The following is a 16012-nucleotide window of genomic DNA, read 5'->3' as shown; positions in this document are numbered from 1 at the left end:
TCAGCTCTCCGACGAAGGCGACGCCGCACCGTGCGAACCACCGCCGAAGCGCTGGCGCAGACGCTGCGCGATCCGGTCGAACGCGAGGTAGATCACCGGCGTCGTGAAGAGTGTGAGCGCCTGGCTCACGATCAGGCCGCCCGCAATCGCGATGCCGAGCGGCCGGCGCAGCTCGCTGCCCGCGCCGTAGCCGAGAATCAGCGGCACGGCGCCGAGCAGCGCGGCCATCGTCGTCATCATGATCGGCCGGAAGCGCAACAGACACGCCTGGTAGATCGCCTCGCGCGGCGATTTGCCTTCGTGGCGCTCGGCCTCGAGCGCGAAGTCGATCATCATGATGGCGTTCTTCTTCACGATGCCGATCAACAGTACGATGCCGATGATGCCGATGATGTCGAGGTCGTGCCCGGTGAGGATCAGCGCGAGCAGCGCGCCGATCCCGGCCGACGGCAGCGTGGAGAGAATCGTGATGGGATGCACGAAGCTCTCGTACAGCACGCCGAGCACGATATACATCGTGACGATGGCCGCGAGGATCAGGAACAGCTCGTTGGACAGCGACGACTGGAACGCGAGCGCGGCGCCCTGGAAGCGCGTCTGGAACGAGGCCGGCAGGGCGATGTCCTTTTCCGCCTGCTGGATCGCCTTCACCGCCGCGCCGAGCGAGGAGCCCTGAGCCAGGTTGAACGAGACCGTCGTGGCCGGGAACTGCGAGAGATGCGTGACGAGCAGCGGCGCGGGCCGCTCGTTGAACTTCGCGATGGCCGACAGAGGCACCTGGCCCGTGCTCGAGGTCGAAGAGGGCAGGTAGATCGAATTCAGCGCGTCGGTGTAGTGCTGCAGAACCGGATCGGCTTCGAGAATCACGCGGTACTGGTTCGACTGCGTGAAGATCGTCGAGATGATGCGCTGGCCGTAGGCGTCGTAGAGCGCGTTGTCCACCGTCGCGGGCGTGATGCCGTAGCGCGCGGCGCTCGCGCGGTCGATCTCGATGAACACCGAGCTGCCCTGGTCCTGCAGGTCGGTCGCCACGTCCGCGAGTTCGGGCAGTTGCTTCAGGCGCTGCACGAGCTTCGGCACCCAGATCGTGAAGTCCTGGATGTTCGGCGTGGTGAGCATGAACTGATACTGCGTGGGGCTCACGGTCGAGTCGATCGTGAGGTCCTGCACCGGCTGCATGTAGAGCGTCGCGCCCGGCACGTGGGCCACGCTCGTTTGCAGGTCGCGGATGATCTCGCTCGCCGTTTCGCTGCGGTCGTCGCGCGGCTTCAGGTTGATGAGCATGCGGCCGCTGTTGAGCGTGATATTGGTGCCGTCCACGCCGATGAACGAGGTGAGGCTCTCGACGTTCTCGTTCTTGAGAATTTCCGCGGCGAGCGCCTGCTGGCGCTCGGCCATCGACGCATACGACACCGATTGCGGCATCTGCGTGATGGCCTGGATCACGCCCGTGTCCTGCACGGGGAAGAAACCCTTGGGCACGATCACGTAGAGAATGCCGGTGAGCACGAGTGTGATGAGGAACACGATCATCGTGAGGCGCTGGCGTGCGAGCACCCATTCGAGCGCCACACCGTAGCGGCCGATCACATAGTCGAAGAACGCATGCACGCGCGCCTCGAAGCGGTGGCTTTCGGGCGGCGGCGTGTGGCGCAGCATCTTCGCGCACATCATCGGCACGAGCGTGAGCGAGACCACGGCCGAGATCACGATCGTCACCGCGAGCGTGATGGCGAATTCGTGGAAGAGGCGGCCCACCACGTCGCCCATGAAGAGCAGCGGAATCAGCACCGCGATGAGCGACACGGTGAGCGAGATGATGGTGAAGCCGATCTGCTTCGAACCCTTTAGCGCCGCTTCGAGCGGTGTGTCGCCCGCCTCCACGTAGCGCGCAATGTTCTCGATCATGACGATGGCGTCGTCCACCACGAAACCGGTCGCGATGGTGAGCGCCATCAGCGAGAGGTTGTCGAGCGAGAAGCCGCATAGGTACATGACCGCAAGCGTGCCGATCAGCGAGAGCGGCACCGAAAGGCTCGGAATGATCGTGGCGTAGATGTTCGCGAGGAACAGGTACATCACGAGCACGACGAGCACCACCGACATCAGCAGTTCGAACTGCACGTCGCGCACCGAGGCGCGGATCGTGGTGGTGCGGTCGGTGACGATCTGCACATCGAGCGAAGAGGGCAGCGATTCCTGCAGTTGCGGCAGGAGCGCCTTGATGCTGTCCACCACCTGGATCACGTTCGCGCCCGGCTGGCGCTGCACGTTCAGGATGATCGCGGGCGTGCCGTCGGCCCACGCGCCGAGCTTGGTGTTCTCCGCGCCCTGGACGATGTTCGCGACGTCGGTGAGCATGACGGGGCGGCCGTTGCGGTACGCGATGACGGCGTCTTTATACGCGTCGGCGTCGGTGAGCTGGTCGTTCGCGTTGATCGTATAGGCGCGCGTGGGGCCGTCGAAGTTGCCCTTGGGCGTGTTGACGTTCAGGTTCGAAATGCTCGTGCGCAGGTCGTCGAGGTTCAGGCCGTAGGCCGCGAGCGCGCGCGGATTCGCCTGGATGCGCACGGCCGGGCGCTGGCCGCCCGAGAGGCTCACGAGGCCCACGCCCGCCACCTGCGAAATTTTCTGCGCGAGGCGGGTGTCGGCGAGATCCTGGATCTGCGTGAGCGGCAGCGTCTTCGAGGTGATCGCGAGCGTGAGGATCGGCGCGTCGGCGGGGTTGACCTTGGCGTAGATCGGCGGCGCGGGCAGGTCCGAGGGCAGCAGGTTGCCTGCCGCGTTGATGGCGGCCTGCACTTCCTGTTCCGCCACGTCGAGCGGCAGGTCGAGGCTGAACTGGAGCGTGATGACCGAGGAGCCCGCCGAACTCTGCGACGACATCTGGTTGAGCGACGGCATCTGCCCGAACTGGCGTTCGAGCGGCGCCGTGACCGAGGACGTCATCACGTCCGGACTCGCACCCGGGTAGAAGGTCTGCACCTGGATGGTCGGGTAATCGACTTCGGGCAGCGCGGAAAGCGGCAAAAAACGCAGTGCGACGAGGCCGACCAGCATGATCGCCGCCATGAGCAGCGCCGTGCCGACCGGCCGCAGGATAAAGGCGCGGGATGGATTCATGCTGGCTTACTGGGCTTGCGTCTGCGAGGCGTGGCGATGGCCATGTCGCGCGCCCGAGGCCGCGGCGGCCGACGAGGCGCCTTTCGCGCCCGCGGCTGCCGACGCTGCCTTTGCGTGTTGCGGATGCTCGGCGGGAATCGTGATCTTCGCGCCTTCGCGCAGACGGTCGGAGCCGTCGGTCACCACGCGCTCGCCCACGGTGAGGCCCGAGGCGATGCTGGTGCGCTCGGCATCGACTGGGCCGACCTTCACGAGCCGCACGGTCACCGTGTTGTCGGGCTTCGCGACGTAGACGTACTGCCCCTGCGAGCCGTTGAGCACGGCCGAAGTGGGCACGATCACGGCGTCGTGGATCGTATCGACGAGCAGGCGCGCGTTCACGAACTGATTCGGAAAGAGCCCCTGCTCATGGTTCGTGAAGCTCGCGCGCAGCTTGACGGTGCCCGTGGTGGTGTCGATCTGGTTGTCGATGGTCTGGAGCGACCCGGCTTCGAGCATCGTCGTGTTGCTGCGGTCGTAGGCCGTGACCGACATTTTCGTGCCGGCGCGCAGTTGCTTCATGATGGGCGGCAGATTGTCCTCCGAAGTCGTGAAGATCACGCTGATCGGCTCGAGCTGCGTGAGCACGACGATGCCGTTGGTGTCGCTGGGCGTCACGTAGTTGCCCGGATCGACCTGGCGCAGGCCCACGCGGCCCGAGACGGGCGCCGTGATGCGCGCGTAGGTCAGATCGAGCTTGTAGGTATCGACGCTGGCCTGATCGGACTTGACGGTGCCCTCATATTGCTTGACGAGCGAGGCCTGCGTGTCGACCTGCTGGCTCGCGATCGAGTCTTGCGAGAGCAGCGTCTGGTAGCGCTTGAGGTCGAGGCGCGCCGTGGCGAGCAGCGCCTGGTCGCGGGCGAGCTGGCCTTCGGCGTTGGCGAGCGAGATCTGGTAGGGACGCGGGTCGATCTGCGCGAGCACGTCGCCCTTTTTCACCATCTGGCCTTCCTGGAAGTACACGTCCTGAAGCGTCCCGGATAGTTGCGTGCGCACCGTGATGTCGGCGAGCGGCGTAACCGTGCCGAGCGCGGTGATGACGATGGGCATGTCGCCGGCCTTCGCCGTGGCCACGCTCACGGGCTGCGGCATGTTGGCCATGGCGCCCGGACCGCCGCGACGCATATGCGCGCCGGCCGCCGGTGTCGCGTTGCCGCCCGAGAGCGCCTTGTTCCACGGCTGCCAGCGCGCGAGCACGATGCCGGCGATTACGATGACCACACCCAGTGCGATGAACTTGCCCTTGCCGCGCCTCGCGGCGACCGGAGCGGGGGACTGCGGCGTCGTGTCTTTATGGGGGGAATCCGGGCGCTTTTCTTGTTGATCCATCGGTCAGGTCGGTAACAGGTTCTCGAAGCGGGGTTCTCGAAGGCTCTTGGCTGAGCGCACTACAGGTGCCGGCCGCGGAGCGCACGCAAAAAGCGCACGGCGCCGGCGCGGCGGGCGCGCGCCGATGCTACGCAGATCGTGCGCAAGCAAGATGTCAGGACGCGCCGCGCTGCGGCCCGAGTGCCGCGCCGTGCGCTCACGGGCGTGGACGGCGTCGTTGGCGGCTGGCTGGCGTTACGGGCGAAGGGCGGCGGCGCAGCTGGCCCTTGCCGCCAAAAAGCATGATGCTACGTTGCCCGCTTCGTTACAGTCCAGTGCCGTTTCTTTCGAGACGTTACGAGCGTTACACCCTTCGTGTGTTTTTCGTAAGGCGCAGGCGCTCGCGTCTTCAGGTCGCGTGGGGCAGGCGCAGGGCGCCGCCGATTTCGTCGACGACGCGCGCGACGCATTCGCGCATCAGCGGCACGACGTGGCCGACGAGCCACTCGCGGGGGCACTGCTGCGCGGCGCCGCCGCAGTTGATGGCGTAGATATCGCCGTTGGGACCCGCGAACGCCGTGGCGATGGCATTGAGCCCCTCGTACCATTCGCCGATCGCGAGCCCGTAGCCGTGGGCGGCCGTTTCGGCGAGCGCGGCGTCGAGCCGGCTGCCGAAGACGCCCCAGTCGTTGCCGGTCGAAGTCTGCAGCGCGGCGGTGAGCTCGGCGCGCGCGTGCGGATCGAGCGCGGCGAGGTAGGCGCGCCCGACGGCGGTGCGGCCCATGTCGATGCGCGAGCCGACCTCGAGGCGCGTGACGAGCACGGCGGTGCGCGGGCGGATCGCGTCGATCACGACCATGTCCAGACGGTCGCGCACGGTCAGGTGCACCGAGAGCGCGGTGCGCTCGGCGAGCCGCGTGAGAAAAGGCCGCGCCCGGCTGCGGATGTCGGAGTTGCGCAGGAAGCCGTTAGACAGCTCGAGCACCGACGAGGTGAGCACGAAGCGTTCGCTGTCGGCGAGCCGGGCGAGAAAGCCCGTGCTTACGAGCGTGCCCGTAAGACGCGAAAGCGTGGGTTTGGGAATGCCCGTGAGCTCGGTCAGTTCGCGGTTGCTCAGCGGCGCGTCGGCGGCCGCGACGCAGCGCAGCACGGCAAGGCCGCGCGCGAGCGCAGTCACTTCGTCGGCGCCGCCGTCTTTATCTCGCGGAGTTTCCTCAGAATGGCGCGAATCGGGTGCGGAAGTCATTGGGCGGCAATTTTCCGAAACGGGATTTCAGTTTTGAGAGTTCGCGCGAGGCGTTACAAAATCGGTGCGGCCGCGCCGCGGTGTGCAGTCGTTTGCGTTCGATCAAGGCGGCGCTCGCTAAATTAGGGCGCTACTCCTCAGACGATTGTAATGGATGCCAGAAGCTCGACGATTGGCGCATTTTGGCGAGATTTTGCTTGACTTAGTCAGCACGTAGGTAAAAAATGGAATCCGATTTCGGCAATCCGCCTTAACCCCGCAAATTGCGGGGTTTTAATGTGCCCTACGGTATGCAATTCGCATAATTGCGCATCTTTTTCCGATGGCACCGCGCAGCCGAATACCGTCTCTCAGGTTCTAGCACGGCCCTCGGAATGGCTAGAACTTTTCAAGGCGCCACGTGCAAGCGTGGCGCCTTTTTTTCCGTTAATGGGGCACAACGTAGTTGGCTCCAAAGCGTTTGAGGCGCTGGAATAAGGGTAAAGTTGGCTCCAGCAGGCGTGACGCGTTGTGCATTGCAGCAAGACTCTCCTTTATCTAATTGGTTCCAGACCAACGCAGCACCGCTCCGTAATCTGCCCTTTAAGTCGGGGCGGTTGAACCTGCTTCCTGACATCGTTCGACCAACATCCACTCCAAGCATCCGGCCGGATACTCTCGCGGCCACTCCCTTGCAAGCACCTCTAAAGAGCTGCGCATCGCCGCGCCAAGCCTCGGTCGCGCCTCTCTCTCCGGCACACCTGCTAGCAGTTCCCCGGCGATAGTCATCCTGTCCTGCGCACGGCGCAAACGAACAAAGCTGTCGCCGAAGTTTTTGAGGTCATTCAACGCGACGGCTACATCCGACAAGGCATCGTCGAGCAGGGTACAAAGCAAATCGATTTTTGCTTGTTCGCAGGCGTTGGCTGGGCAGGCGTCGTTCCTGCTCCGTTACTGCTGCGCCCCGCCTGGGTTCAAGGAAGTATTCCGACTCGTCAGGAATAACGCCGTCCCTGTATCGCGTGTCTTCCCACAACAGGCGCCAATGGGTGCCCACACGCTCTCTGCGAGATTCAGCCTCGTTCCATTGGCCATCGACGTTGGGCGCCTTTGTCTCCTTCACCAGATAGTTAAAGCAACCATTGTTCTCGACACTTTTCATGCCCAAAGGCACCAGGCCGAAGACCTTTTCCCGCTCGACCGTAACCGGCTCCCATATCCCGTCCACCGGTACGCGCTGCCCGGAACTGATGATGAGGTCCGTCGCCGCGGGCACTTCGGGAATTTCGACCGGAAAGACAGGATAGGGCAACTGAGAGAACTGGTACCTGTACATCTGGGGGTCTAGCAGCTCTCCCGGGCTTGAGTACCGGGCCGACAGGCGAGGAACGAAGGGAACCTCGAGCGGGGCGTAATCGCACCCATAGCGGGACGCAAGCAGCAGTCGATTGAGTGCCTCGACCTTCTCTGGGTAGGGTGCCGTCTGTGTACCTCGTTCCCAGTAATCCGGGTGCGTGTACAGAAAGTTCCGGACCGTCCCGCTTTTGTCCATCACGACGTCAAGGGGCTCGCCCGTTCGCCATACGAATCGGTGCCCCTTCCCGAGTTCGTCAACGCCCCTGTTGTACAGACTTAGCGTTTCATAGATTCCGGGAAGCAAATCGGCATCCATCCGCTCGGGGTCGCTTTTGGGCCACGTTCTGACAGCATTCTCGAATGCCCGGGCAAACACCTCCCAGGCATCCCGTTTCTTCGCCCACAGCGAATAGCTGGTCAGTCGCTTCAGCAGCCAAAACACCCGGCGGCGTGTCCCGGAATCCTGCATGTCATAGTCTTTCGTGACGTACCCCATCAAATCTACTCCTGTACGCTCGCGGCGGTACGAGACGCCGCGACGGTTTTACTGTTCGCTACCTTGGTTTTATTTCGTCGCTGGCAAACTTTTCTTGCCGCGGTGTGCTTCATCGTGAGAGCGACAAATTGGAGGTCGTTAAATTTAACGCGCGGAGTGGTTCTTATCACGTTTCGTGTACATGCTCGATGGTTTTTTCTATCCGCAGTGGCGACGACGGCAGTATCTTGTCAAGTAAGATTTGCAGATACGGAGAGCGCTATGAATTGAAATTTGTTGACTTGCTCGCACCTAGGGGATTCTCCTGAGTCGGCCGCGCGGAGTCTCAACTTGTCAAAGGACACTTTAGCAAATTGGAGAGTAAGATTTGGAACGGAAGACGTGGCGAGACGACCAACACATACCAAAATCGTAAAATGGCGTCGTGAATGGAGGAATGCGGTGAAGCTGGAAGGCGGCCCACGACGAATTACGCTCGCGCAGAAAAGGAATTATTCAATTTATAAGAATCTGAATCTGTACGACCATGATTGGATAATTAAATTCAATCTTGATGTCTGGCGTGAGGCATACGTTGTATCAAAGGCAGACGCGTTCCTGGAAGAGGCGATAGCCAGATTGCGATTGGCACGCGCAAATCTTGAATCGCTTGCAAAGCCAGTTCGCATTACTGGGACGGCATTGCGGAGTGTTTCGGGTTTGGGCACTTCGACGCGTCCCGACATTAGAGAGTTGCTTTCCCAGCTTCTGGAATCGAAAGAAGAGTTTCGGGAGCGAGCATCCAACTATTGGCTCTCGCGTCTAAACGAGAGGCAGGCGATTACTCGGCAGCGTTTTGAGCAGATAACGGGGCTTGGTGCGCTTTCTGACGAACACAAGCACGGTTTCAAGCGTGGTGCGAAAGAAAGCCACGTTTGAACGCGTAACGGAAACTGCCTCGTTGTCTTCCGGAAACAGCGGTCTGAATGCACGCTGGATATGCTGCAACGCAGCGAACACTAGCATATGGAGCTAATTAAAAAGTCGCGCTCTTGGCCGTCACACGGCCTTGGCGCAGACTTTGTGCGATTTGTGCGGGACTCCGGGTTTCAACGGTACGCCGTTGAGTCCAGCAATTTGGGTCCCCGAGAGAATGGGATATACGCAGTGTAGGGACTCAGCGGCATTTTTTGATGCGAACTATGTTGTGCTCCATTATCCGTGCGGCTGCGCGCGGGCAAACGTGCGACAGGCGATCAGGCGACCTCGCCGCTGAAGCGCTCCCTCAACTCACGTTTGAGCACCTTGCCGATCGGGCTGCGCGGCAGCGCGTCGACGACTACCAAGGCGGCAAGTCGCTGCATTTTCCCCAATTGCCCGTTGGCCCAGTCGGCGAGCGCGTCGGCGGTCGCTGCCGAACCGCGCCGGAGCGTGACGAACGCCACCGGCGTTTCGCCCCAGCGCGCCGATGGCACGCCGACCACCGCCGATTCGAGAACGTCGGGGTGCCGGGCGAGCACCTGTTCCAGATCGCTTGGGTAGATGTTGAAGCCGCCCGAGATGATCATGTCCTTCTTGCGGTCCATTAGCACGAGGAAGCCGTCTTCGTCGAAGCGGCCGACGTCCCCCGTCCGGATGAAGCGCCGGCCATCGCTGTCATGCCACTCGGCTTGCGCCGTCTTGTCCGGTTGCCGGTGGTAGCCGGTCATCATGGCAGGCGAACGCCCAACGATTTCACCGGCTTGCCCAGCGGCGACTTCGCGTCCGTCGGCGTCGATGAGGCGCATTTCATGGCCGTTCAACGGGCGGCCAACCGTGTGCAGCTTGTCGGGAAACTCGTCCGCGCACAGTTCGCATGACGCGCCGCCTTCGGTCATGCCATAGAACTCGGTGAGCTTGCCGGGCCATCTGCGCAGGGCGTCCGCCTTGAGGGTCGCCGCGAAGGGCGCGCTCGTGGAGAACTTCGAGTGGAAGCTGGACAGATCGTAGCGATCGAAGTCCGGATGGCCGAGGATGCGCTGGTATTGCACCGGCACGAGCATGGTGTGCGTGACGTGCTTGCGCTCGGCAAGCTCGAGATATTGCTTCGCATCGAACTTTGGCATGAGGACAACCGTTCCGCCGAGCGCCAGCGTCGGGAAAAAGCTGACCAGTGTGGTGTTCGAATAGAGGGGCGTCGCAATCAAGGTGACGGCGTCCGGCCCGTAGCCGCGCTCGAGGCTTCGCAGCGTATAGGCGTAGCGCATCGCGTGCGACTGGACGATTCCTTTGGGCGCGCCCGTCGTGCCGGACGAGTAGATGATGTTGAACGCCCACTCCGGCCGAATTTCCACGTGCAAGGGAGCGGCGCCCACGCTCGCCAGCCAGGCGTCGTAGTGCCCGGCCGCACTGATGTTGACGACGCGCAGCGCAGGCGGCAGCGCGACGCCCGCAAGCAACTGGCAAACCGCGTCGTCCGCGAAGAGGATTTGCGCCTGGGAGTTCTCCAGCATGCCGACGAGGCTGTCGGGATGCGTAGATGGCGACAGCGGGGCGACTGCCAGTCCTGCCCTGAGCGCGCCGAAGAAGACGGCGCCGTAGTGAATGGAACTCGACGCGCAGATGGCGACGACGTCTTCGGGTGCCAGTCCGTCACGCTGCAGCGCGGCAGCACAGCGGTCGATCAGCGCATCGAGCGCGGCGAATGTGATCGTCTCGTCTTCGCAGACAATGGCCGTACGCGCGCCGTGTTCCGCCGCGCGTTGGCGAATCATGGCGGTCAAGTCGACGAACGGGGAGTCGGATGACGGGGACTGCACGGACATGGCCTCATACCTCACTGGAAAGATGGCTTCGCGATGGCGTGATGCGGTTCACTTGCGCAATGGTCTCCCTTTTGGTGGGCGGGCTCGCTTCACGGTTTCTGAACGTGCGTTTGATTCTCGGGCCGGTCATTGCGCCCGGCAACGACAATTTTGCTGGACAGACCGTCAAGGCGACTTTGACAGTGTGCCCGCAAGGCCGCGGCGTCATGTGAACGCGACCCCCGCCCGGTTTCTGCCATACCATCGCCTGATCACCCGTTAGATGCAGTCGCACATGCTGTCCGAAGAGGGAACGGGGCGTTACGCTGCCGCGCTCACGGCGGCCGAGTCGATTCGTGGGCTGGTGCCGCTCAAGCGCCGCTCAAGCGCTTTGCGACGGTGGAAAAGATTGCCTCGACCGTGCTGCATCTGAGCGCGGCGGAATTGGCCGTCATGATCGGCACCGAGGTGATCGTCGGCGGCGGCATGGGCCAGCTTTGATGGTCCGTCAGTGATGCGTATGGGGTGCGGCGGCAGGGCGCCGCCCGCATGAGCGTCGTGCGCGCCGGTCAGGAAACCGTTTCGCGTTCCGGCGTGGCCGTGATCTTGTGGATCGACAGGTCGGTGCCATTGAATTCCTGTTCGCGATCGATGCGCAGGCCGACGAATTTGCGCAGCAGGCCGTACACCACGAGGCCGCCGAGGAAGGCGATCACGATGCCCGCAAGCGTGCCGACGATCTGCGCGCCGAGCGAGACGCCGCCCAGGCCGCCGAGCCAGCGCTGGCCGAAAATGCCCGCGGCGATGCCGCCCCACGCGCCGCACAGGCCGTGCAACGGCCACACGCCGAGCACGTCGTCGATGCGCCAGCGGTTCTGCACGCAGGTGAACATATAGACGAAGAGCGCGCCGGCGACCGCTCCCGTCACGAGCGCGCCGAGCGGATGCATGATGTCCGAACCCGCGCAGACGGCCACGAGCCCCGCGAGCGGCCCGTTGTAGGTGAAGCCCGGATCGTTGCGGCCCGCGAACCAAGCGGCGAGCGTGCCGCCCACCATGGCCATGAGCGAGTTGACGGCGACGAGACCGCTGATCTTGTCGATGGTCTGCGCGCTCATCACGTTGAAGCCGAACCAGCCCACCGCGAGCACCCATGCGCCGAGCGCGAGAAACGGGATGTTCGAAGGCGGATGCGCGGCGATGCGGCCGTCGCGCGTGTAGCGGCCGTGGCGCGGCCCGAGCAGCAGCACGGCCGGCAGCGCGATCCAGCCGCCGAACGCGTGGACGACCACCGAGCCCGCGAAGTCATGGAACGGCACGCCGAACACGTGCGTCATCGCATCCTCGAAACCGAGGCGGTTGTTCCATACCATCCCCTCGAAGAACGGATAGATGAAGCCAACGATCACGAAGGTCGCGAACAGTTGCGGATTGAACTTCGAGCGCTCGGCGATGCCGCCCGACACGATGGCCGGAATAGCCGCCGCGAAGGTGAGCAGGAAGAAAAAGCGCACGAGCGCATAGCCGTTGTGCTCGGCGAGCACGTCGGCGTGCGAGAAGAACTGCACGCCGTAGGCGAGCGTGTAGCCGATGAAGAAGTAGGCGATCGTCGAAATCGAAAAATCGACGAGAATCTTCACGAGCGCATTGACCTGGTTCTTCTTGCGCACGGTGCCGAGTTCGAGAAACGCGAACCCTGCGTGCATGGCAAGCACCATGGCGGCGCCCAGCAGCAGAAATAGCGTGTCGGTGCCGGTTTTTAGATTGTCCATCTGGCGTACCCAGTTTGCCCAAAATGGGCGCATAGTCAGCAAGATGCGGGCCAGTTTCGGCGCCAAACTGGTGAATTTGCAGCTGCATCAGGCGTCAAGCCGGTGCGGCGGTGCACCGATGCGGGAAAATAGTCGGTATGGGTCGTCGGAGCGAGTGCTGGCGTCTGGGGCGAATGCACCACGTTTCGGCACAATCTCGGGGCCCGCGCGCAGTAGTGGGGAAATCGCGCGCCAGAACAGGGCGTTTATTTCGATTTTCCTTTCCATATCAATGAATTGTCGGCTAATAGAAATGATGGCGCGTGTGCGGGAGGAATAACTTCGAGCGCACATAGGGCGCAAACGCCGACATAATGGCCGGATTGCCACCTCACGCACGTCCGGTCGCCCGGTACCGCCACGCAATGCGCCTCACGACCAAAGGGCTTCTGCTGATCGCGATTCCCGCCGTATTCGAATTGAGCTTGCTGTCGGCCATCGTGAAGGCCGAGACCGACGCCGCCGCCGCGGAGCGTTGGGGCCAGCACAGCCAGGCCGTGCTGGCGCAGGCTTCGCGCGTGCTCGAACCGGTGCTGGTGGAGTCGGTCAAGCTGCGCGGTGCGGTGGCGGCCAACGACACGAGCTATTCCACCCCGGTTTCGATGTGGATGGACGTGGATCGCCGCATTGACCGGCTCGTCGATCTCGTCTCCGATAATCCCTCGCAGGTCGAGCGCGCCGTGCAGATTCGCCACGCCGTGCAGAACTATCGCCAATGGTCGGACCGCGTGCAGGACCTCTTGCGCTCGGGCCGGCGTGCCGATCTCGCCGAGCGTTTTCGCGCGCTCATGGCAGCCGACGTGCTCGACCGCGTGCGCACGCAGATCGTCTCGTTCCAGACCGAGGAGCGCCGCCTCGACGTGTTGCGGGTGTCTACCGCCGAAGCGGCGCGCGCCCAGCAGCAGACACTGGTGATGACGGCCGTGCTCGGCTCGATCGTGCTGGTCGCGCTTGCGGTCTGGGTGTTTACGCGCGGCGTGCGCGGGCGGCTCGATGCGCTTTCCGACAACGCCAACCGGTTGGCCGCAAACGAACCGCTCGCGCCGCTCACGGTTGGCAGCGACGAAATTGCCGAGCTCGACCTCACGCTGCACCAGATCAGCCAGCGGCTGATCGAAGCCGAGCGGCTGCGCCTCGGTTTTCAGGCCGACCTCGCGCGGCGCGCGGACCAGCTCGCGCGCATCAACGAAAACCTGCGCCAGCAGACGCAGGAAAACGAGATGTTCATCCACGGCGTGTCGCACGATCTGCGCGCGCCGCTCGTGAACCTGCAGGGCTTCTCGCGCGAGCTCAATCACGCGTGCAACGACCTGCGCGATCGCATCGCGCATTCTTCGCTCTCGCCGCAGGCGCGCGCGCGCATCGAGCGCACCATCAACGAGGATATCGGCGAGGCGCTGCGCTATCTGCAAACGGCCGTGCTCCGCGCATCGCACATCATCGACGCGCTGCTGCGGCTCGCGCGCGTGGGGCGCGTGGAGTACCGGCGCCAGCGCGTAAGCGTGCAGGAGCTGGTGCAGCGCGTGGTCGACGCGATGCACGCGTCGATTCGCGCACGCGGTGCGCAGGTGAGCGTGCAAACGCTGCCCGACGTATGGGGCGACCCGACGGCGCTCGAGCAGGTGTTTGCAAACCTGATCGGCAATGCGCTGAACTATCTCGATCCGGCGCGCGACGGACGCGTCGAGATCGGCACGGCTCATGCGCCGCCGGGCGTGGAGTCGCTGCAGATTTTCTATGTGCGCGACAACGGGCTCGGTATTCCCGAGGTGGGGCTGCCGCGGCTCTTTCAGGCGTTCCAGCGCATGCACGGCAACGTGACGCCGGGTGAGGGCATCGGGCTCGCGCTTGTGCGCCGCGTGGTGGAACGGCACGGCGGCCGCGTGTGGGTGGAGTCGACGGAAGGCGAGGGGACGACGTTCTATCTGACGCTGCCCGATGCGCTTGCGGTCGCGCCGCCGTTGCCCGGCGACGCGGAGCAGATCATCAGCGCGCTCGAGCGCGCAGAGCGGTCGGAAGCTTCGCCCGGTGGCCTTGCAGGATAGGGTGCGGATGGTGCGAATGGCGCGGACGCCAAGGGCAGCGTGCGTAACGAATCGCGGGCGGCACGCGCCCAGTGCCAAACCGGGGCGACGCGCGAGCGGATCAGCGCTCGCTCACGGCTCGATGCGCGTGCCGAGGAGCGCGAGGAACTGGCGCAGCCATTCGGGATGGGCGGGCCACGCCGGCGCGGTGACGAAGGGGGCGTCCGTAACTGCGCTGTCGATCCCGATATCGGCGTATTCGCCGCCCGCGAGCCGCACCTCGGGCGCGCAGGCCGGATACGCCGAAATGCGCTTGCCGCGGATCACCTCGGCCGCGGCGAGCAGCTGGGCCGCATGGCAGATCGCCGCGATGGGCTTGTTCGCCTGGGCGAAGTGACGCACCATCTCGATGACCTTCGGGTCGAGGCGCAGGTATTCGGGCGCGCGGCCCCCTGCAATGGCGAGCGCGTCGTAGCTGGTGGCGTCGATTTCGTCGAAGGTCGCGTTGAGCGCGAACTGGTGGCCCGGCTTTTCGGTGTAGGTCTGGTCGCCCTCGAAGTCGTGGATGGCGGTCTTCACGCGCTCGCCGGCCTTCTTGCCCGGGCACACCGCGTCGACGCGGTGGCCGACGGCCTGCAGCGCCTGGAACGGCACCATCGTTTCATAGTCTTCGGCAAAATCGCCGGTGAGGAACAGGATCTTCTTGACGGCCATCGTTTGTCTCCAGAGGTGGACGGTGGAACAGATCGTGCGCGTGGGCAGTCTACTCCATCATGTTTGACGATTTCGCAAAGCACGGCGTCGCGGGCGACGCACTGCAAACCATCGACTGGCGGCGCTACGTGCCGGGCCAGGACGCGGGCCCGCTCGCTGCGTTGTTCCGCGCGTCCGTGACCATACTCGCGGCCTCGTTCTACGACGCAGCGCAGCGCAGCGCGTGGGCTGCGGCCGCCGACGATCTCGCGGACTTCGACGCGCGCCTTTCACGCGGCGTCACGCTCGTGGCGCACAGTGGCGGCGTGGCAGCGGGGTTCGGGCAGCTCTTTCCGCTCGATCACGTCGAGATGCTCTACGTCGCGCCGGCGTGGTCGCGCCGCGGCCTCGCCACGGCGTTGCTGGCGCGGCTCGAAGCGCTCGCGCGGGAGGCGCGCTCGACGGTATTGAGCGCCGATGCGAGCGCGGTGTCGCGGCCGGTTTTCGAGCGCGCGGGCTTTTCGCTCATTTCGTCGGAATCGGTGTTGCGCGTAGGCGTATCATTGCCGCGTTTTCATCTATGCAAGCCGCTTCATGCGGCGAATTTTTCAGGATGACCATGTATTCGAAGGTTTCGACGCAAAGGTTGACGCTTGCCTCCCTGTTCGTGTGTGCGGCGCTCGCCGCCGGCTGTAACAAGCACGACGCTTCCGCACCCGCTCTGGGCAAACAGTCCGCCGACGCCGTGAAGCAGGCCACGCAGGACACCGCCAACCAGGCCGCGCAGCAGGCGGCGCAAACGCTCGACAAGGCCGCGAGCTTCGTGAACCAGCAGCTCGGTGCAGCGCAGCAGAAGCTCGATTCGGCGGCCTCGCAAAGTCAGCAGGCGAGCGCATCGACGGCCGAACTGGCTTCGGCGGCGCAGGGCCAGTTGCGCGGCGCGGCAAGCACGGCGCAAGCCTTGCTCGGGCAGGCCGCCGCGGCCACCGGCACCGGTTTGACGAGTGCGGGGCACTCGTTGCAACGCTGGGCGAGCAACGCCGCCGCGTCGGCGCCGGCATCGGATGCTTCGAAGTAAGGCCGCAGCCGTGCGGGCCGCAGTTGACGGGTTGACGCTACGAATTAATGTAATTATGATGGTTACACTTCTTGGCGCGCGTGGTTCGAACCAT

Annotated in this window: 11 protein-coding genes; 4 read left to right on the top strand and 7 right to left on the bottom strand. The window is 64.0% G+C overall.

Annotated elements, in window-relative coordinates; all coding sequences use genetic code 11:
- The 4 genes from M3I53_RS01790 to M3I53_RS01775 form a co-directional block, all read right to left on the bottom strand.
- The gene (locus M3I53_RS01790; RefSeq protein ID WP_254314259.1) at window positions 1-3123 is read right to left on the bottom strand and encodes an MdtB/MuxB family multidrug efflux RND transporter permease subunit; all 3123 of its coding nucleotides are present in this window, start codon (window positions 3121-3123) and stop codon (window positions 1-3) included.
- A gap of 6 nt (window positions 3124-3129) precedes the next feature.
- On the bottom strand, window positions 3130-4494 hold the full coding sequence (locus M3I53_RS01785) for an MdtA/MuxA family multidrug efflux RND transporter periplasmic adaptor subunit (protein ID WP_254314258.1): 1365 nt from the start codon (window positions 4492-4494) through the stop codon (window positions 3130-3132).
- A 388-nt stretch (window positions 4495-4882) separates the two neighbouring features.
- The gene (locus tag M3I53_RS01780; protein ID WP_254314257.1) at window positions 4883-5719 is read right to left on the bottom strand and encodes an IclR family transcriptional regulator; all 837 of its coding nucleotides are present in this window, start codon (window positions 5717-5719) and stop codon (window positions 4883-4885) included.
- An 820-nt stretch (window positions 5720-6539) separates the two neighbouring features.
- Window positions 6540-7550 (bottom strand): Imm72 family immunity protein, encoded by a 1011-nt coding sequence (locus M3I53_RS01775; RefSeq protein WP_254314256.1) that lies wholly within the window; start codon window positions 7548-7550, stop codon window positions 6540-6542.
- 441 nt (window positions 7551-7991) lie between these two features.
- On the opposite strand from M3I53_RS01775, the gene M3I53_RS01770 reads away from it, so the two are divergent.
- Window positions 7992-8468 carry a hypothetical protein gene (locus tag M3I53_RS01770; RefSeq protein ID WP_254314255.1) on the top strand — a complete coding sequence of 159 codons (477 nt, stop codon included), beginning with the start codon at window positions 7992-7994 and terminating at the stop codon, window positions 8466-8468.
- A gap of 317 nt (window positions 8469-8785) precedes the next feature.
- Here the strand turns inward: M3I53_RS01770 and M3I53_RS01765 are convergent, their stop codons facing one another.
- Window positions 8786-10333 (bottom strand): class I adenylate-forming enzyme family protein, encoded by a 1548-nt coding sequence (locus M3I53_RS01765; protein ID WP_254314254.1) that lies wholly within the window; start codon window positions 10331-10333, stop codon window positions 8786-8788.
- A gap of 548 nt (window positions 10334-10881) precedes the next feature.
- Window positions 10882-12084 carry an ammonium transporter gene (locus M3I53_RS01755; RefSeq protein ID WP_254314253.1) on the bottom strand — a complete coding sequence of 401 codons (1203 nt, stop codon included), beginning with the start codon at window positions 12082-12084 and terminating at the stop codon, window positions 10882-10884.
- Between the two features lie 404 nt (window positions 12085-12488).
- On the opposite strand from M3I53_RS01755, the gene M3I53_RS01750 reads away from it, so the two are divergent.
- Window positions 12489-14168, top strand: a complete 1680-nt coding sequence (locus M3I53_RS01750; protein WP_254314252.1) for an ATP-binding protein — start codon at window positions 12489-12491, stop codon at window positions 14166-14168.
- Window positions 14169-14279: 111 nt separating this feature from the next.
- On the opposite strand, the gene M3I53_RS01745 is transcribed toward M3I53_RS01750, so the two are convergent.
- Window positions 14280-14861, bottom strand: coding sequence for a DJ-1/PfpI family protein (locus tag M3I53_RS01745; protein ID WP_254314251.1), 582 nt, complete (start codon window positions 14859-14861; stop codon window positions 14280-14282).
- Between the two features lie 59 nt (window positions 14862-14920).
- Between M3I53_RS01745 and M3I53_RS01740 the strand changes: the two genes are divergently transcribed.
- A complete protein-coding gene (locus M3I53_RS01740) occupies window positions 14921-15457 on the top strand; it encodes a GNAT family N-acetyltransferase (protein WP_254314250.1) in 537 nt (178 codons plus the stop codon).
- A gap of 2 nt (window positions 15458-15459) precedes the next feature.
- Window positions 15460-15918, top strand: coding sequence for a hypothetical protein (locus tag M3I53_RS01735; protein WP_254314249.1), 459 nt, complete (start codon window positions 15460-15462; stop codon window positions 15916-15918).
- Window positions 15919-16012: the final 94 nt, after the last annotated feature.

The sequence above is a fragment of the Paraburkholderia sp. CNPSo 3272 genome, assembly GCF_024206495.1.
In the GTDB taxonomy this organism is placed as follows: Bacteria; Pseudomonadota; Gammaproteobacteria; order Burkholderiales; family Burkholderiaceae; genus Paraburkholderia.
This window is presented reverse-complemented; position numbering and strand designations above follow the sequence as displayed.

Coding starts and splice junctions, on each gene's coding strand:
- M3I53_RS01790 (WP_254314259.1), bottom strand. CDS start 3,123: ATGAATCCATCCCGCGCCTTTATCCTGCGGCCGGTCGGCACGGCGCTG.
- M3I53_RS01785 (WP_254314258.1), bottom strand. CDS start 4,494: ATGGATCAACAAGAAAAGCGCCCGGATTCCCCCCATAAAGACACGACG.
- M3I53_RS01780 (WP_254314257.1), bottom strand. CDS start 5,719: ATGACTTCCGCACCCGATTCGCGCCATTCTGAGGAAACTCCGCGAGAT.
- M3I53_RS01775 (WP_254314256.1), bottom strand. CDS start 7,550: ATGGGGTACGTCACGAAAGACTATGACATGCAGGATTCCGGGACACGC.
- M3I53_RS01765 (WP_254314254.1), bottom strand. CDS start 10,333: ATGTCCGTGCAGTCCCCGTCATCCGACTCCCCGTTCGTCGACTTGACC.
- M3I53_RS01755 (WP_254314253.1), bottom strand. CDS start 12,084: ATGGACAATCTAAAAACCGGCACCGACACGCTATTTCTGCTGCTGGGC.
- M3I53_RS01750 (WP_254314252.1), top strand. CDS start 12,489: ATGCGCCTCACGACCAAAGGGCTTCTGCTGATCGCGATTCCCGCCGTA.
- M3I53_RS01745 (WP_254314251.1), bottom strand. CDS start 14,861: ATGGCCGTCAAGAAGATCCTGTTCCTCACCGGCGATTTTGCCGAAGAC.
- M3I53_RS01740 (WP_254314250.1), top strand. CDS start 14,921: ATGTTTGACGATTTCGCAAAGCACGGCGTCGCGGGCGACGCACTGCAA.
- M3I53_RS01735 (WP_254314249.1), top strand. CDS start 15,460: ATGTATTCGAAGGTTTCGACGCAAAGGTTGACGCTTGCCTCCCTGTTC.